Here is a 16,838-nt window from a genome sequence, read left to right on the forward strand (position 1 = left end):
AACGAGATTGTCAGGGTGTCTAGACTGCGTCGGCCTCAAAAATGCTAACTGGAGACGTGGTCGGTACAACCCTCGCGAGCTTGAATTGAGTCTCGGACAGGAGCCTTGCAAATTCGCTGCGAGTACGCTCCCGACCTCCCGGCGTCATCACCAACATCTCGAGGTCAAGCAAAAGCGCTTCGGCCGTTTGCCCGGGCTCTCCGACCTCGGGCAGCTCTCGCTCGATAATTAGCAGCTTAGCTCCGGCGGTCATGGCCCTCCTGCAGTTGGCAAGGATCGCCGTTGCGCGCATGTCGTCCCAATCGTGGATCACCGTTTTCAAGAGGTAAGTGTTGCCCCCAGCAGGAACACTCTCGAAAAAACTACCACCCATGGTCTGTGCCCGATCCATCACCCCATTGTCGGTGAAGACACTTCGCGCATGCGCAACCACATGCGGCAGATCGAATAGGATTCCTCTCAGCAAGGAATTGGCCGTTAGCACTGCCGCCAGCAATTCGCCCGTGCCACCTCCAACATCGACTACGACACCGGCCTGTGAGAAATCAAAAGCGCCAACAATTGCTGTTACCTGTGCAGCAGATGTGGCCCGCATTGCCTGATCGTGAATTTCCGATTCTTCCGGGTGAGCGGCATAGAAGTCGAACAGGCTCATTCCGAGAGTTCGCTCGGCTCCACCGCCGCCGGCGCGCACCGTCCCGAGCAGATCGGACCAACAGCTCCAGCGCACCTCACCCACAGAGAATAGCACAGCTGCCCGGTATGAACCCGGAACGTCGCTGCGCAGCAGCTCAGCCGTGGAATTCAGTGAAAACCTACCCGTAGGGGACTCGGCAAACACATCGAGCGAACACAGAGCCCGCATCACGCGGCCAAGCGCAGCCGCATCTACCTCCGTGGCTTTCGACAGCTCTTCGGCATCCAGAGGCCCCTGTGCCAAATGATCCGCAACATTCAGCTTGGCTGCAACGTAAAGGGCCTGCGACGCACGCAAGCCGAACGCGATCTGACGAAGTGCAGCCGCAGCTTGAGCCCGTGGTTGGAGTGGCATGTAGTCCTCGCTCAGTCCGACGTGTAAACTACTGCTGCGATTTGTATCCGGATGCCTTGACAATCGGCCCCCAGCGCTCGAAATCGGCGAGTTGAATCTTTTTGAGCTCAGCCGACGTCGTCGCGGTCGGTTCAAATCCGACCGCGAGGATTTTCGTGTGTACGTCCGGGAGACGTATTATCGCGATGATCTCATTTTGCAGCCGCTCGATGAGTTCAGCGGGCGTGCGCGCCGGGGCGTAGAACGCAAACCATCCCGGCACTTCAACGTCGATACCGTTTTCCCTGAGCGTTGGGACATCCGGCAAGATCATGGATCGTGAGCTGCCCGTCGTCGCCAGGATGCGGATGCTGCCGCTTTTGTGGAGTTCGATCAATTCTGCGGGCGATGATACAAATACCGCGATCCGGCCCGACAACAGGTCCGGAAGGGCTGCCGGCGTTCCGCGATAGGCGACGTGGCGAAAATCAAGGCCGCCGAGCCGGCCAAACTCCATGCCCGCGAAATGAGGGAAAGTGCCGGCCCCTGGCGAGCCATATATCGCCTTGTCGGGGTTGGCCTTGAGCCAAACCAGAAGCTCCTTGACCGATTGGGCCGGGACGTTGCTGCTGATCGCCAGCGCCTGATCAAACCTGACAACCTGGGAGATCGGAACAAAGTCGGCCGCCGGATCGTAGCCGAGATCCGGGTAGAGGTGCGGTTGCAAGGTCAATTGGGATGAACCTGCAAACAAAAGCGTTGATCCGTCGGGCGGCGCATCTTTCACGGCCAGCGCGCCGATGCGGCCGCTGGCACCGACCTTGTTCTCAACGATAACAGGCCTGCCGAGGGAGTTTTGCAGATGCTCGGCGACCAGCCGCGAGACGGCGTCGGCCGAGCCGCCAGCCGAGAAGGGAAAGACGATCTTGAGAGCCTGCTCGGCAGCGAAGCAGCCCGCGGCCGGGAAAGCCATCGACGCCAGTCCGGCCAGGATAACACTACGTAGAAGCGAGCGCATTGAACCCTCCCGCAATTAGGTTGAGCGATGTAGGCTCCGGCCGGATCCACGACGACACGATCACCTAAAACTGCTATAAAGAGAAGTCGTATTTGGCTATCGGGCTATAACTCTAGGGAATGTCATGGTGTGGGATGACCGGATCGGGCGCCGCCTGAGGCTGAAGGACCTCCACACGCTTCAAACGATCGCGGAAGTCGGCAGCATGGCCAAGGCCGCAAATTTGTTAGCCCTGTCGCAACCGGCGATCTCGAAGGCAATTGCGGACATGGAGCATGTGGTCGGAGCATCGCTGCTTGAGCGCGGTTCGCGAGGTGTCGAACTGACAGAGAGCGGACGCATTCTGGTGGCGCGTGGTCGCGTTATCTTTGATGAGCTCCGGGAGGGCTTGAAAGACATCGAGGCGCTTGCGGACCCCACCCGCGGCAATCTGAGAATTGGAATAGCCGACCCCCTAACGGTTGTCGTCTCCGAGATCATTGCGCAACTATCTTCGGAGTATCCTCGGATCACCTATCAGGTTACGATCAGCGATGCGACGACGACGCTCCGTCAGTTGCGCGACCGCGAACTTGACGTTGTGCTGACACGGTGGAATCCGGAAACAACCCCGGATGATCTTTCTTTCGAGGTCCTGTTCCATTCACCGCTCACGGTCCTCGCCAACAAAAACAATCCGCTGGTGAAGCGGAAAAAGCTGAACTTGAAAGACTTGATGGGAGAACGGTGGACGCTGTCACCGCCGGACTCGTATCTGGGGCGCATCGTAGCCGATGTGTTCCGCCGCAAGAATCTCGAACTGCCACGTTCTATCGTCACCACGATCTCGATCCATATGAGGGTAGACCTACTGGCATCAGGAGATTTCATCTCGGTGCTGCCAACGTATATCCTCCGGCACCAGGGTAACGGCACCTGGTTGCGCGCGCTCGACGTCGATCTGGGAGAGGGCGGGCCAATAGCGGCCATTACGCTGAAGAAGCGTCACCCGACAGGTGCCCTCAAGCTCTTTCAAGAGACGAGCCGTAAGGTTTGCAAAGCAATCGCAACTTCGCTTGGAGAACCGTAATTTCTTGCGCGACGAACGTCCGCCTATGGCACTTTTCGAACCACACGCGATGTCTAACTTGAGTTCGGAAGGCGCACCTCAGGCCTGAGGCAATCTCACTTCTCCGCCAGATAAACCTCACCCAGCAGCGACGAATTCGACCACGGCACCTGCTTGCCTTTGGTTGCGGCGACGACCTCCGCGCGGACCCGCGTCAGCATCTGCTGCACCTCTAACCCCGGCGTGCCGATGTGGCGCGTCAGCGCGGCCGAGAACGGGCTGTTGGCGCCTTCGCCGTCGAGCGCGACCTGTCCGGGCGCCGTTGCGAATGCGATCAGCGTGCCCGCACCTAACGTCGCACCGGCGCCGAGGGCGGCCGGCACGGCGAGTCCCGATCCGGCCTCGATGTCACGGGCCGGGCCGGCAGAAGCCAGCTTCGGCGCCATCGGGTTGTTGCGGCAGGCATCGAGGATCAGGATGTTGGTCCGGACCTGGTCGTCGAGGCCGGCCATGATGGTATCCATGTCCATCATCGCTTCCGTCATGCCGCTGCCGGCCTGAAACTGGATATCGATCGGCGCCAGGTAATTGCGGCCGTCGATCTGTACGCCGTGACCGGCGTAGTAGACCACCGCCACCTGCGCCCGTGCGGCATAGCGCAGGAAGTCGCGGATGGTCGCCTGCATCGCCGTGCGGTCGAGGTCGGCGCCTTCGGTCACCACGAATCCGATGTCGCGCAGGCTTTTTGCCATCGCGCGCGCATCGTTGGTCGGATTGGGTAGCGCCCTGACACGCGCATAGGCGCCGTTGCCGATCACCAGCGCAACGCGCCTGCTGGTTTCCCTGCCGGTCTCTGCGCGCTGGCGCTGCTCGGCTGCGGGGTGCGGGCTCGCTGCGCCCACCGGCGAAGCCGGCGCGGCTTTGCTGGCGGACGGCGCCGGTGCTGCAGGTGTATTTCGCGGCGCCGGCGGCACCGTCTCTGACAATAGCGACAGGCGAACCTTTGCGGTGGCCTGGTTTGCCTTGCTGCCGGCGTCGGAGGGCTTGCCTTCGAGCGCCGCGGCGTAATCCTGCCTGGCGCGGTCGAAATCGCCCTTGGCCTCATAGGCGAGCGCGCGATGGCTATAGGCCGAGATCAGAACACTGCCGGGCGGCGTCATGATATTGACTGGCGCCTTGGCCTTGGCGAGCCGGATCGCTTCGGTCGTATCGGCGATGGCGCGATCGAGATCGCCCTTGGCGCGCCAGATCACCGCGCGGCTGGTCAACGGCTGCGGCAATTCCGGGTCGAGCCGGATCGCCTCGTTGATGTCGGCCAGCGCGCCATCGAGATCGCCGAGCGCGCGTTTCGAGGTACCGCGGTTCTGCCAGGAAAAGGCCGACGGCGGGCCGAGCTTGATCGCTTGATCGTAGTCGGCGATCGCCTTGGCGTATTCGCCCTTGGAGCGCCAGGCGTTGCCGCGGTTGTGAAAGATGATGCCGCTCGGCGGCCCGATCCGCAGCGCGTCGTTGAAATCTGATATCGCGATGTCGTAGTCGCCCTTGTCGTAATAGGCCGAGCCACGCAGATTGTAGGCGGCGACGCTTGCGTGCAGGCGGATCGCCTCGCCGGCGTCCGCGATCACCTGCGTGTAATCGCCTTTCTTGTTCCAGCCGACCGCGCGCCAGAAATAGATGGTCGCGAGGTTCTCGCCGGTAAACACTTTCAGCGCGATGATCTTGTTGCAGGCGTTGATCTGCTGATCGGCCGGCGTGGTGTCGGTGGAGCAGAGCGGCCCAAGTTGCGCGCGCGATTGGGCGAGGGAGGGCGCCGGCCAAAGCGCGGCGAGCAGGGTAAGTGTCAGGATTGCGCGGCGCATCAGGTCCCCGTGATTGGCGGTCGCGAATAGCGGATAGCGCTTTGTTGCTCCCCGCGGAGCGGGGGTTCAAGGCCGGCCGCGCTACATTGTCGGCCGCCGACAGTAGGGGGTTTCTTTTGGTGGGCAGGGCGTGGTAGGATGCTGCCGTCACTTCGTGTTGCCCACCGATATTTCCCAATACTCCCGCCTAATGAAGAACGATCAAATTCTCAGCCAGATCACCGACTTCTGCCGCCACTCCGACATGGCGGAGACGACGTTTGGCCGCCGGTCGGTCAACGACGGCAAGCTGGTTCATCGGCTGCGCGAGGGCAAACGCATCACCATCGATACGCTGGATCGCATCCAGGCCTATATCGCGGCGTCCACCGGCACCCTCCCGCCGCCGCGCGGGCTCGAGGTGCCGCCGGAGAAGCGTGATCCGCGGGGCAATTTCCGCTTTTTCGAGAACCGCCAGAAATACCTGCTGTTCGTCCATACCTGCAGCGAGAAGCGGGTGATTGCCGAGCGGGTGGCGCTGGAGCTTTCCAGCCTGCACCCGCGCCCGCCGGCGCTGCGGGTATTCGACGCCGGTGTTGGCGACGGCACGGTGCTGGCGCGGGTGATGCGCTCGATGCACGGCCGCTTCCCCCACATGCCGTTCTACATCGCCGGCAAGGAGTTGAGCCTCGAGGACGTCCGCCTGACGCTCGACAAGGTGCCGGACCGGCTGTTCGAGCACCCGGCGACCGTCGTCGTCCTGACCAACATGCATTATGCCGAGGCACCCTGGCTGACGCCGGCCTCTCCCGCGGCCGCCGCCGGAATGATCTGGCACGAGGTCGCCCTGCGGGGGGCCTCCTCGGGCGAATTCGAGACACAGATCGCCGAATTGGGGCCGTTTCTGGAACAAAACTGGCGGGCCAACATCAGCCCCAAATCGGGCATGCCGATCTATGAACGCCCGGTGGCGCTGGTCGTATACCGGGAGGACCACCGGTTCCTGCTTGATTCGATCATCCCCCGGGCGGGCCGGACCGAGGCCAATTTCGACCTTGTGATCGCGTCCCAGCCCTATCGGGCGAAATCCTCTGTGAATTTCCGCGCCAAGCGGATCATCGCGCCGCTGGCCCGGGCTCTGCGGGCAGGGGGGCGTTTGATCGGAATTCACTCCCATGGGCAGGATCCGGGCCTGGAAATCATCCAATCGGTCTGGCCGGGAGAAAATCCTTTCGCCGTGAGCCGTCATGAGCTATTGCGCGCGGTGAAATACGAGCTGGGATCGGCCGGGCGCGACCTTAACTTTAATGCCTACGCCGATAACCGTTCCATCTTCCGTTATGATATGGAAGCGCTGCCCAACGAGGTCACCGGCCAGATCGGAACCTCGACGGCCTTTGCAGCGTGGAATGCGGCGGTGTATGTCGCCCAGATCGAAGACGACCGGTTGACGGAAATGACAGAAAACAGCCGAACCCTCGATGCCACCAGAGAGGTTTTGCGCAAGCATAATGGGCTTTGGTTTTACGACGAATCCTACGTCATTTCGCGCCGTCGCGACTGACATTCCAGGATAGATCACAAACAGCCGCCGGCATTCGGCGGGAACAAGGGGTTGTTGATGCGCGCGTCCTATCTGTTCACCAGCGAGTCGGTTTCCGAGGGTCATCCCGACAAGGTTTGCGACCGGATTTCCGACGAGATCGTCGACCTGTTTTACCGCGAAGGTCCGAAGGCGGGCATCGATCCGTGGGCGATCCGCGCGGCCTGCGAAACGCTCGCCACCACCAACAAGGTGGTGATCGCCGGCGAAACCCGCGGCCCGGATTCGGTCACCAATGAGCAGATCGAAAACACCGTGCGCGAGGCGATCAAGGACATCGGCTACGAGCAGGAAGGTTTTCACTGGAAGACCGCCGACATTGAAATCCTGTTGCATCCGCAGTCCGCTGACATCGCGCAGGGCGTCGACGCCAAGCAGCCCAGCAATCAGGAAGAGGGCGCGGGCGATCAGGGCATCATGTTCGGCTACGCTACCAACGAGACGCCGGATCTGATGCCGGCGCCGATCTTCTATGCCCACAAGATCCTGCGGCTGATTTCCGAAGCCCGCCACTCCGGCCGCGAAAAGGTGCTGGGTCCGGACTCCAAGAGCCAGGTCACCGTACAGTACGAGAATGGCAAGCCTGTCGGCGTCCGCGAGATCGTGGTCTCGCACCAGCATCTGGTCGAGGACCTGACCTCCAATCAGGTTCGCGACATTATCGAGCCCTATGTGCGCGAGGCGCTGCCGAAGGACTGGATCAACGGCAAGACCATCTGGCACATCAATCCCACCGGAAAGTTCTACATCGGCGGCCCCGACGGTGACTCCGGCCTCACCGGCCGCAAGATCATTGTCGATACCTATGGCGGCGCGGCCCCGCATGGCGGCGGCGCGTTCTCCGGCAAGGACCCGACCAAGGTCGATCGTTCCGCCGCCTATGCCGCACGCTATGTCGCCAAGAACATCGTCGCCGCCGGTCTTGCCGATCGTTGCACGCTGCAGCTCGCCTACGCGATCGGCGTGGCGCGGCCGCTGTCGATCTATATCGATACCCATGGCACCGGAAAGGTGCCGGAGGACAAGCTCGAGAAGGCGGCTGCGCAGGCGATGGATTTGACGCCGCGCGGCATCCGCACCCATCTCGATCTCAACCGGCCGATCTACGCGCGTACCTCGGCCTACGGCCATTTCGGCCGCACGCCGGACAATGAAGGCGGCTTCTCCTGGGAGAAGACCGACTTGGTCGAACCGCTCAAGCGCGCGCTTTAGTTCTTGCGTCATTCCGGGGCGCTCGCGACTGCGAGCGAACCCGGAATCCCCCTCCATCATGTCGAGATTCCGGGTTCGCCTCTTTTGGGCGACCCGGAATGACGAGCTCAACAACAGGAAGCTCTCATGAACGCCCCCACCAAGCCCGCCTTTACCGACTACATCGTCAAGGACATCTCGCTCGCCGAATTCGGCCGCAAGGAAATCTCGCTGGCCGAGACCGAAATGCCCGGCCTGATGGCGACCCGCGAGGAATACGGCCCGAAGCAGCCGTTGAAGGGCGCTCGCATCGCCGGCTCCCTGCACATGACGATCCAGACCGCGGTCTTGATCGAGACGCTGGCGGCCCTCGGCGCCGATATCCGCTGGGTGTCGTGCAACATCTATTCGACGCAGGACCATGCGGCAGCCGCCATCGCCGCCGCCGGCATTCCGGTGTTCGCGGTGAAGGGCGAAACGCTCGCCGAATACTGGGACTACACCGCAAAGCTGTTCGACTGGCACGGCGGCGGCACGCCCAACATGATCCTCGATGACGGCGGCGACGCCACCATGCTGGTGCATCACGGCCTGCGCGCCGAGAACGGCGACGTCAAGTTCCTCGACAAGCCGGAATCGGAAGAAGAGGAAGTGTTCTTCGCGCTGATCAAGAAGCTCCTGAAGGAAAAGCCGAAGGGCTACTTCGCCGAGATCGCCAAGAACATCAAAGGCGTTTCCGAAGAGACCACCACGGGCGTGCACCGGCTCTACAATATGGAGAAGGAAGGCAAGCTGCTGTTCCCCGCCATCAACGTCAACGACAGCGTCACCAAGTCGAAATTCGACAACCTCTATGGTTGCCGTGAATCGCTGGTCGACGGCATCCGCCGCGGCACCGACGTGATGATGTCCGGCAAGACCGCGATGGTTGCGGGCTTCGGCGACGTCGGCAAGGGCTCGGCCGCCTCGCTGCGCCAGGCCGGCTGCCGTGTCATGGTTTCCGAAGTCGATCCGATCTGCGCGCTGCAGGCGGCGATGGAAGGCTATGAAGTCGTGACCATGGAAGACGCCGCCCCGCGCGCCGACATCTTCGTCACCGCGACCGGCAACAAGGACATCATCACCATCGACCACATGCGCGCGATGAAGGATCGCGCCATCGTTTGCAACATCGGTCACTTCGACAACGAGATCCAGATCGCAGGGCTCCGTAACCTGAAGTGGACCAACATCAAGCCGCAGGTCGACGAGATCGAATTCCCCGACAAGCACCGCATCATCCTGCTGTCGGAAGGCCGCCTGGTGAACCTCGGCAACGCCATGGGCCATCCGTCCTTCGTGATGTCGGCGTCGTTCACCAACCAGACGCTGGCGCAGATCGAGCTCTGGGCCAACAACAAGGACGGCAAGTACGAGAAGAAGGTCTACGTGCTGCCGAAGACGCTGGACGAGAAGGTGGCCCGGCTGCATCTCGCCAAGATCGGCGTCAAGCTGACCGAGCTGCGCAAGGACCAGGCCGAATATATCGGCGTCAAGCCGGAAGGCCCGTTCAAGTCGGATCATTACCGGTATTGATTTCAGGCAGGGTGCGCCGCTGCAGGTGTCGTCCTGACGTAAATGCCAGAGCCTCAGCAAGCCCCGGAGCGATCCGGGGCTTTTTGCTGGTTGGCCGCACAACCCGTGATCGTTGAGATTCAATCGTAAATTCCGATACAGCCTGTATCGCCGCGGCGACCTGACAATGCGAGTTGCAATTCCTCTCTGCTGCCCATTAGATCGGGCAGCAGGGAGAGCGCTATGACCGAGGCAACTGAACATTTCGACGTGCTGATCGTCGGTGCCGGCCTGTCCGGCATCGGCGCGGGCTATCACCTGCAGGAGAAATGCCCGGGCAAGAGCTACGTCATCCTCGAGGGACGCGACTGCATCGGCGGCACCTGGGATCTGTTTCGCTATCCTGGCATCCGCTCCGACTCGGACATGTATACGCTCGGCTATTCGTTCAAACCGTGGACCGAGCCGAAGGCGATTGCGGACGGGCCGCGGATACTGAATTATGTCTGCGAGACCGCTGTAGACAACGGCATCGACAGGAAGATTCGCTTCCACCATCGCGTCAAACGCGCGTCGTGGTCGTCGCCGGATGCGCGCTGGACCGTGGAGGCCGAGCGCACGGTGGGTGAGGGCGCGACCGAAATCGTGCGCTTCACCTGCAATTTCCTGTTCATGTGCTCGGGCTATTACAAATACGAGGAAGGCTACACGCCGGAATTTTCCGGCACGGCTGACTTCGAAGGCCGGATCGTGCATCCGCAGAAATGGCCTGAAGACCTCGACTATGCGGGCAAGCGCGTGGTGGTGATCGGCTCGGGTGCCACCGCCGTGACGCTGGTGCCCGAAATGGCTAAGACCGCGGCGCATGTCACCATGCTGCAGCGCTCGCCGACTTACGTGGTGGCGCGGCCGGCGGAGGATGCGCTCGCCAACAAGCTGCGCCGGAATCTCTCCGCGAAACTCGCCTATCACATGATCCGCTGGCGCAACGTGCTGTTCGGCATGTATTTCTTCCAGCTCTGCCGCCGCAAGCCCGATCGCGCCAAGCAGTTGATTCTCGGTGGCGTCAAGATGGCGCTGGGGCCGGAATACGACGTCGCCAAGCATTTCACGCCGCGCTACAATCCGTGGGAGCAGCGGCTGTGCCTGGTGCCTGACGGTGACCTGTTCAAGTCGATCCGGGACAAGCGCGCCTCCGTCGTCACCCATGAGATCGACAGCTTCACCAAGGGCGGCATCAAGCTGAAGGACGGCAGCGAGCTCGAGGCCGACATCATTGTCACCGCGACCGGGCTGAACCTGCAGGTGCTCGGCGGCCTCGAGGTCAGCGTCGACGGCCGCACGGTCGATTTCGCGCGAACGCTGAACTACAAGGGCATGATGTATTCGGACATTCCGAACATGGCCTCCGCGTTCGGCTACACCAACGCGTCGTGGACGCTGAAATGCGATCTGACCTGCGAATATGTCTGCCGGCTGATCAATTACATGGACCGCAACGGCTACAAGCAGTGCATGCCGCATAATGTCGATCCTGACGTCACCGAACTGCCGTCGCTGGATTTCTCCTCCGGTTACGTGCAGCGATCGATTGCGAAACTGCCCAAGCAGGGCTCGAAGCGGCCGTGGCGGCTGTATCAGAATTATGCGCTCGACATCGTCACCCTGCGCTACGGCAAGGTCGACGACGGGGTGATGCAGTATTCGTGAGCGGTTCCACCGCGCGAGGTGCGTCCCGACGCCCCATGCGTTATTTCGCGTATACGTAGGGAAGCGCGAATCGTTCAAGGTTCCCTCACGGTTAACGCCGGATTAACCGGCGTCCCTATACGCTGCGTGGCTGGTGGCCCCTGACAGCACGAGGAAGCCCATGGACGCCCAGCGAATAGCCGTCGATGCCATCGTGGCGCTGACCGATTGCGACCGCGAAGCGGCCGTAGCCTTCATCCGAAAATTCTATCTGGCCGGCGTGAGGGACCCCAAGCGCCTGACCTTCAAGGGCCTGCAGGCGTTGGCCCGGAGCTAGGCGGTTCTGCCCGATCGTCTACCGCTTCGTCGCGGCGAGGTCGGCGCGCGCCTTTTCCGCGAGCGGGCTATCGGGGTGCCGTGCGATGAAAAGCTCCAGCGCCTGTGCGGTGCCGCGCTGCCGGGCCAGTTGATATTCCTCCTGAACGGCCAATTGGGGGTCCCGGGCGGGCGGCGTGGTGCGCGAGGGAACCTGCTGGCCATCGCCTGCGTTCGCGGTCTTTGACAATGCGCTACCCCTTTCGATGACGAGACAATCGGCGTCCGGCAGCAGCAATGCGATCGCGAGTGCCACGCCGATCCTGCGATTTCGATGCGTTCGCTTCATCAGGCCTCCCCCGATAATAGCGCCGATTCCGGATTTGGGAGCCGGACGGCAAGCTTAAGGAAGCGGTAACCAATTTGAAACAGCTAAGCCTTACGTTAAGATGCCTCTAGAAACTCGGTGGTCCGGTGTTTGATCCCGAGCGCGATTGATGCGACCATCGCGTCTAAGGAGATTCGACTTGGCTACCGCAACCTACGCCAGTGCGACGAACAATCCGGAAATCGACGGCCTGCTTGGCAACACCAAATGGACCGGCACGATTACCTACAGCTTCCCGGATTCGCCGAGCGACTATGCCGCGAGCTATTACGGCAACAACGAGCCTTTGACGTCGGGCTTCTCCTCCGCGCCCGTCCAGATGCAGCAGGCCACCACCTACGCCGTTGCGCTGATCAATAGCTACACCAACGCCAATATCCAGTACGCGGGGACCAACGGCGCCGACATCATGGTCGCCCAGTCGCCGGCCGCCAATCCAACCTCCTACGCGTATTATCCGGCCAACGTGCCGGCCGGCGGCGACGTCTGGTTCGGAACCGGTTACAACTATTCGCTCGCGGCGCTCGGCAACTACTACTTCGCGACCGCGCTGCACGAACTCGGACACGCGGTCGGCCTGAAGCACAGCCAGGAGACCGGCGGCGTCGCCAATGTCGCGGTGCCGGCTGCGCACGACGATTCCGAATTCTCCATCATGAGCTACCGCAGCTACGTCGGTGGTCCGCTGACGGGCTATACCAACGAGGCGTACGGCTTTCCGCAGACCTACATGGCGAACGATATTCTCGCCCTGCAGACGCTCTATGGCGCCAATTTCAGCACCCACAGCGAAAACACGGTGTACTCCTGGAGCGCCAGCACCGGACAGATGTTCATCAACGGCGTGGCGCAGCTCGCGCCCGGCGGCGGGTCCGGCGGCTCTTCCAACCGCATCTTCGAGACGGTCTGGGACGGTAACGGCATCGATACCTACGATCTGTCGAACTACTCGGGCGGGGTGTCGATCAACCTCAACCCCGGCGCCTCGTCGGTCACCTCGTCCACGCAGCTCGCTTATCTCGGAAACGGGCACTACGCGCAGGGCAACATCTTCAACGCCTATTTGTACAACAATGATGCGCGGTCCTATATCGACAACGCCATAGGCGGCTCCGGCAACGACAGCCTGATCGGTAACGTCATCGCCAACGCGCTCTATGGCGGCGGAGGCAACGATACGCTTTCCGGAGGCGGCGGCAACGACATCCTGACAGGCGGGACCGGCGTCGACGTGCTCATCGGCGGCGATAGCGCCGATACGTTCGTGTTTGCCGCCGGCGACAGTTCGGCCGCGAGCGGCCAGCATGACCGGATCTCCGATTTCATCCGGGGTACCGACCATATCGATATTTCCGGAATCGACGCCATCGCTTCGACGGCGGCCCTCGATACGTTCCACTTTCTGGGCTCGGGCGCATTCGACGGCACCGCGGGCGCGCTCGACTACTTCTATGATTCCTCGCGCGGCGTTACCGTTCTGCAGGGCGACACCAACGGCGACCGGTTCGCCGACTTCGCCGTCGACCTCACCGGCAGCATGACGCTGAGCGTCAGCGATTTCACCGGGTCTGTCACTGCTGCGCCGACCGTGGTGGGGCCGATCTTGTCGATCGTCGATTACAACGCCGACGGCCATGGCGATATTCTCTGGCAGAATGACGACGGCTCGCTGGCGATCTGGGACAGTGGTCAGATGAGCAGCGCGCACTCCATTGCGGGCGCCGGCGCGGTTCCGAGCAGTTCTCACATCGTCGGCGTGGGCGACTTCGACGGCAATGGCAGGGGTGACATCCTGTGGCGCGACGACAACGGGGCCGTCACGATCTGGAGCAACGGCCAGGCCAGCGCTGCGCAAACCATGTCCGCTGCCGGCGCCGTTCCGACCGCCTGGCAAATCGTCGGCACCGGCGACTTCGACGGCAATGGTCGTGACGACATTCTCTGGCAGAACAGCAACGGTACGGTGTCGGTCTGGGATAACGGCCAAATCTCCGGCGGACACTGGATTTCCGATCCGGGTGTCGTGGCGTCGAGCTGGCATATCGTTACTACCGGCGATTTCGACGGCAACGGCCGCGATGACATCCTCTGGTACAACGACAGCGGCATGGTTTCGATCTGGGACAACGGCCAGATCGGCGGCGCGCATATCATTGCCAGCGGCATGCCGTCGAACTGGCACATTGTCAGCGCCGGCGACTTCGACGGCAATGGCCGCGACGACATTCTCTGGCGCAACGACAATGGCACCATCGCGCTTTGGGATAACGGCCAGATCGGCAGCGCCCACTGGATTTCCAATCCGGGCGTTGTGCCGAACAGCACGCATGTCGGCGGCATCGGCGATTTTGACGCTAACGGCCATGACGACATCCTCTGGCGCGACGACAATGGCGCCGTGTCGATCTGGGATAACGCCCAGCCGGGCACGGCGCACACCGTGGCCGCGGCAGGCTCGCTGCCGAGCGGCTGGCACATCGTGTGAAATTCTGGACGCAGCAACGATCATCATAGCCCGCGCGGCGAGATATCCAGTACGCTGCGGCTTATCGATTCTATCACTGCTGTCTCTGGAATGCTGGATCGCCTGCCCCTGCACGCAATTGCGCACAAGGCGGGTGATGACGCTGGTCACCGTCATTGCGAGCCACCCGGTCGGCGCGAAGCGCCGCCGGATGACAGGCTCCGCGAAGCAATCCATAGCGCGGCAAGCGGAGAGGTGGATTGCTTCGCTGCGCTCGCAATGACGCGGTGAGGGCTTCGGCTCTATTCGGACATCGCATGTACATCGACATTCTCGCGACATCCGGGCTACGAACTGAATATGACTTCGCGGTCTCGCGGCACGATGTACCCGAGGTTTGCATCTTCGTTTGCCCTCCAGAATTTAGAGGGCGCAGGGAAGACCGGGTGCTTGCTGCACCCGCGGTCTCGCGTGCGATTTGCGCAAACAAAACTGCACACGAGCATACAGGGCAGCGGGAGCATTCCGGCCTTCCCTGCGCAATGGCTTTACGGCTTACTTCGTGCTCTTCCCGGAGAACGGCTCTTTTGCCTCCGTTGCCAGCGGGACACTTCCCGCCAACTTAGCGCCAGCACCGCGACGCCCGAACCACACGACTTCGCCGTACGCTTGAGCCGCACACGTCAGTCGCAGCTCTCGCGTCCATCGCATCTCACCGCACGTTCGTGACGATGGCCAACGCCCCTCATCTGCCGTGAGACGGGCGGAGTTATGCCGGTGATTTGGGTGAGAACGAAAGCGGAATATTTTTGCGGGAAGGGCTGGACAGGTCTTAAGCGATTTGCCCATCGTGTCGCAGGTGCTGCACAAAGTTGCGCTTGTGCGCGAAGCAAATCAGCCCGCAGTGAGGATTTTGCTACGTCTGATCATGCATGTTTTGCAGAAGATGCAGCGCTTCGCTGGCTCTGTGCTCCGGCACAAATAGATGGTCGTGATAGAAGGCCGATACGGCATTCACGCTTATGCCGGCGTCCGCCAATAGACCGGTGATTGCCGCCAGAAAGCCGACTGCTTCAAGCGAGGAATGAACGGTCAGCGTGATCATTCGCGATGCAAATTGATGGGGGAGCCCTGCAGCTTCGGCTTCCTCGCGCCGTACGATGAAAGCCGTTCCTTCGCGTTCACGGAAGATGTGCACCGGCCTGAGCGTGGCTGGAATTTCCTCGTCTTCCGGAATGCTGCAAAAAACGAAAATGCCTTCCTGCATCTCGGGCTTCATGTTTTGTAGCAGTGTCTTGAGATTGCCTTCGCCCGGCATGGTCGTGTGCTCTTTCAGCAAGTAGCCCGCATCAGCCACCGGGCGCACGATTGCGCGTCCGATGGCTCATCCGGGCTGCTTCTGCCGGGTTGTCAACCGACGACGACTTCGCTGATCTGGATGACCGGAGACTGGTCGGTATAGTTCGGGATGTCGGCCATGATCTCCTTGGCGTGAGGCCCGAAGCCGGCCTGGAAGGCCTCGACCGAGTCGCAGAAGATGTGACACATCCCGACATAGGTTGCGGGGGCGCCGGGTGCGCCACCGGCCATGCCCTTGTCGACGGTGTAGGACCTGCACGCATCGCCCATGCGCGCTTTCACGAGCGGCATATGCTTGTCGCGGTAGTAATCGTGATCGAAGCGCCCGCCGGGCGTATTGGGATACATAACGCTTACCTTGATCATGGATGTGTCCTCCGATCCGACATTCGCCGTTATGCTCCCGACAATATCCGGAGTCTGTGTCAGTTTTGCGGATCTTGCAACCGGAAGGCAGCGGCTGTCGGGCTGGACCAGGGACCCGCAACGGCGATGCGCTTGGCAAGGAGCTCAAGCCATCAGCAATTGCCGTCAGGAGGTGATGGGTATCGCTTCGCTCCACCCATCCTGTGCACCAATAAGAAAAGCCCCGGATCAGATCCGGGGCTTTGCATTTCGCGATGGCTTTCGGTTCAGCCTATTCCGGCTTGCCGATCGCGACCTTCAGCGTGCCGACGCCGTCGACGCCGCACTCGATCTTGTCGCCGGGGTTGAGCTGGGAGACGCCGGCCGGCGTGCCCGTCATGATGATGTCGCCGGCGGCGAGTTTTACCTGTTGCGAGAGCTGCCAGATGATCTCCGGCACGTTCCAGATCAGTTCGGTCAGATCACCTTTTTGGGTTTCGGTGCCGTTCACCGTCAGCCAGATCTTGCCCTTGGTGGGATGGCCGATCTTGGCGGCCGGCTGGATCGCGGAGCATGGCGCGGAATAGTCGAACGACTTGCCAACTTCCCACGGCCGCTCCTTCTTGCGCGAGGCGATCTGCAGGTCGCGGCGGGTGAGGTCGATGCCGACGGCATAGCCATAGACATGGTCGAGCGCCTTGTCGGCCGAGATGTTGAGGCCGCCGCTCTTCATCGCGACGATCAGTTCGACCTCGTGATGCAGATCCTTGGTCAGCGGCGGATAGGGGATCGTGGCGCCGTCGGGCACCAGCATGTCGGCGTGCTTGGCGAAGAAGAACGGCGGCGCGCGCTCGTCATTGCCCATCTCGCGGATGTGCTCGAGATAGTTGCGCCCGACGCACCAGATGCGGCGGACGGGGTAGGAGCCGGCCTCGCCGACGACGGGAAGCGAAGGCTGCGGGGCTGCGGGAATGACGTAGGAGGCTGCGTTCATGA

At 61.8% G+C, this 16,838-nt stretch carries 14 protein-coding genes; 7 read left to right on the forward strand and 7 right to left on the reverse strand.

Going from position 1 to position 16,838, the window contains the following annotated elements; genetic code table 11:
- Window positions 1-19: 19 nt before the first annotated feature.
- Entirely contained in the window at window positions 20-1,051 is a 1,032-nt protein-coding gene (locus tag V1286_RS08020) for a methyltransferase (protein ID WP_334478756.1), read from the reverse strand.
- Window positions 1,052-1,079: 28 nt separating this feature from the next.
- Window positions 1,080-2,048 carry a Bug family tripartite tricarboxylate transporter substrate binding protein gene (locus tag V1286_RS08025; RefSeq protein ID WP_334478757.1) on the reverse strand — a complete coding sequence of 323 codons (969 nt, stop codon included), beginning with the start codon at window positions 2,046-2,048 and terminating at the stop codon, window positions 1,080-1,082.
- A gap of 124 nt (window positions 2,049-2,172) precedes the next feature.
- Here V1286_RS08025 and V1286_RS08030 point away from each other — a divergent pair, with 124 nt between their 5' ends.
- On the forward strand, window positions 2,173-3,117 hold the full coding sequence (locus tag V1286_RS08030; protein ID WP_334478758.1) for a LysR family transcriptional regulator: 945 nt from the start codon (window positions 2,173-2,175) through the stop codon (window positions 3,115-3,117).
- A 95-nt stretch (window positions 3,118-3,212) separates the two neighbouring features.
- Here the strand turns inward: V1286_RS08030 and V1286_RS08035 are convergent, their stop codons facing one another.
- A complete protein-coding gene (locus V1286_RS08035) occupies window positions 3,213-4,955 on the reverse strand; it encodes a caspase family protein (RefSeq protein ID WP_334478759.1) in 1,743 nt (580 codons plus the stop codon).
- 190 nt (window positions 4,956-5,145) lie between these two features.
- Here V1286_RS08035 and V1286_RS08040 point away from each other — a divergent pair, with 190 nt between their 5' ends.
- The 5 genes from V1286_RS08040 (at window position 5,146) to V1286_RS08060 (ending at window position 11,308) form a co-directional block, all read left to right on the forward strand.
- The gene (locus V1286_RS08040; RefSeq protein WP_334489571.1) at window positions 5,146-6,498 is read left to right on the forward strand and encodes a hypothetical protein; all 1,353 of its coding nucleotides are present in this window, start codon (window positions 5,146-5,148) and stop codon (window positions 6,496-6,498) included.
- A 57-nt stretch (window positions 6,499-6,555) separates the two neighbouring features.
- Complete coding sequence (gene metK, locus V1286_RS08045) at window positions 6,556-7,749, forward strand: methionine adenosyltransferase (protein WP_334478760.1); 1,194 nt, start codon at window positions 6,556-6,558, stop codon at window positions 7,747-7,749.
- A 126-nt stretch (window positions 7,750-7,875) separates the two neighbouring features.
- Window positions 7,876-9,303 carry an adenosylhomocysteinase gene (gene ahcY / locus V1286_RS08050; protein ID WP_334478761.1) on the forward strand — a complete coding sequence of 476 codons (1,428 nt, stop codon included), beginning with the start codon at window positions 7,876-7,878 and terminating at the stop codon, window positions 9,301-9,303.
- A 222-nt stretch (window positions 9,304-9,525) separates the two neighbouring features.
- Window positions 9,526-10,992 (forward strand): flavin-containing monooxygenase, encoded by a 1,467-nt coding sequence (locus V1286_RS08055; protein WP_334478762.1) that lies wholly within the window; start codon window positions 9,526-9,528, stop codon window positions 10,990-10,992.
- Window positions 10,993-11,152: 160 nt separating this feature from the next.
- Window positions 11,153-11,308, forward strand: a complete 156-nt coding sequence (locus V1286_RS08060) for a hypothetical protein (protein WP_334478764.1) — start codon at window positions 11,153-11,155, stop codon at window positions 11,306-11,308.
- An 18-nt stretch (window positions 11,309-11,326) separates the two neighbouring features.
- Here V1286_RS08060 and V1286_RS08065 read toward each other — a convergent pair whose 3' ends face one another.
- The gene (locus V1286_RS08065; RefSeq protein ID WP_334478765.1) at window positions 11,327-11,635 is read right to left on the reverse strand and encodes a hypothetical protein; all 309 of its coding nucleotides are present in this window, start codon (window positions 11,633-11,635) and stop codon (window positions 11,327-11,329) included.
- Window positions 11,636-11,813: 178 nt separating this feature from the next.
- Here V1286_RS08065 and V1286_RS08070 point away from each other — a divergent pair, with 178 nt between their 5' ends.
- Entirely contained in the window at window positions 11,814-14,159 is a 2,346-nt protein-coding gene (locus V1286_RS08070; RefSeq protein WP_334478767.1) for an FG-GAP-like repeat-containing protein, read from the forward strand.
- A gap of 895 nt (window positions 14,160-15,054) precedes the next feature.
- Here V1286_RS08070 and V1286_RS08075 read toward each other — a convergent pair.
- The 3 genes from V1286_RS08075 to V1286_RS08085 all read right to left on the reverse strand — a co-directional run bounded on the left by V1286_RS08075 (window position 15,055) and on the right by V1286_RS08085 (window position 16,836).
- Window positions 15,055-15,456, reverse strand: coding sequence for an ACT domain-containing protein (locus V1286_RS08075; protein WP_334489573.1), 402 nt, complete (start codon window positions 15,454-15,456; stop codon window positions 15,055-15,057).
- A 92-nt stretch (window positions 15,457-15,548) separates the two neighbouring features.
- Entirely contained in the window at window positions 15,549-15,863 is a 315-nt protein-coding gene (locus V1286_RS08080; RefSeq protein WP_334478768.1) for an EthD family reductase, read from the reverse strand.
- A gap of 271 nt (window positions 15,864-16,134) precedes the next feature.
- The gene (locus V1286_RS08085) at window positions 16,135-16,836 is read right to left on the reverse strand and encodes a fumarylacetoacetate hydrolase family protein (RefSeq protein ID WP_334478770.1); all 702 of its coding nucleotides are present in this window, start codon (window positions 16,834-16,836) and stop codon (window positions 16,135-16,137) included.
- Window positions 16,837-16,838 lie beyond the last annotated feature (2 nt).

The sequence above is a fragment of the Bradyrhizobium algeriense genome (assembly GCF_036924595.1).
In the GTDB taxonomy this organism is placed as follows: Bacteria; Pseudomonadota; Alphaproteobacteria; order Rhizobiales; family Xanthobacteraceae; genus Bradyrhizobium; species Bradyrhizobium algeriense.

What these genes read in the sequence shown, in the direction of transcription:
- V1286_RS08020 (WP_334478756.1), bottom strand. Translation starts at nt 1,051, where the DNA reads ATGCCACTCCAACCACGGGCTCAAGCTGCGGCTGCACTTCGTCAGATC.
- V1286_RS08025 (WP_334478757.1), bottom strand. Translation starts at nt 2,048, where the DNA reads ATGCGCTCGCTTCTACGTAGTGTTATCCTGGCCGGACTGGCGTCGATG.
- V1286_RS08030 (WP_334478758.1), top strand. Translation starts at nt 2,173, where the DNA reads ATGGTGTGGGATGACCGGATCGGGCGCCGCCTGAGGCTGAAGGACCTC.
- V1286_RS08035 (WP_334478759.1), bottom strand. Translation starts at nt 4,955, where the DNA reads ATGCGCCGCGCAATCCTGACACTTACCCTGCTCGCCGCGCTTTGGCCG.
- V1286_RS08040 (WP_334489571.1), top strand. Translation starts at nt 5,146, where the DNA reads ATGAAGAACGATCAAATTCTCAGCCAGATCACCGACTTCTGCCGCCAC.
- metK (WP_334478760.1), top strand. Translation starts at nt 6,556, where the DNA reads ATGCGCGCGTCCTATCTGTTCACCAGCGAGTCGGTTTCCGAGGGTCAT.
- ahcY (WP_334478761.1), top strand. Translation starts at nt 7,876, where the DNA reads ATGAACGCCCCCACCAAGCCCGCCTTTACCGACTACATCGTCAAGGAC.
- V1286_RS08055 (WP_334478762.1), top strand. Translation starts at nt 9,526, where the DNA reads ATGACCGAGGCAACTGAACATTTCGACGTGCTGATCGTCGGTGCCGGC.
- V1286_RS08060 (WP_334478764.1), top strand. Translation starts at nt 11,153, where the DNA reads ATGGACGCCCAGCGAATAGCCGTCGATGCCATCGTGGCGCTGACCGAT.
- V1286_RS08065 (WP_334478765.1), bottom strand. Translation starts at nt 11,635, where the DNA reads ATGAAGCGAACGCATCGAAATCGCAGGATCGGCGTGGCACTCGCGATC.
- V1286_RS08075 (WP_334489573.1), bottom strand. Translation starts at nt 15,456, where the DNA reads ATGCCGGGCGAAGGCAATCTCAAGACACTGCTACAAAACATGAAGCCC.
- V1286_RS08080 (WP_334478768.1), bottom strand. Translation starts at nt 15,863, where the DNA reads ATGATCAAGGTAAGCGTTATGTATCCCAATACGCCCGGCGGGCGCTTC.
- V1286_RS08085 (WP_334478770.1), bottom strand. Translation starts at nt 16,836, where the DNA reads ATGAACGCAGCCTCCTACGTCATTCCCGCAGCCCCGCAGCCTTCGCTT.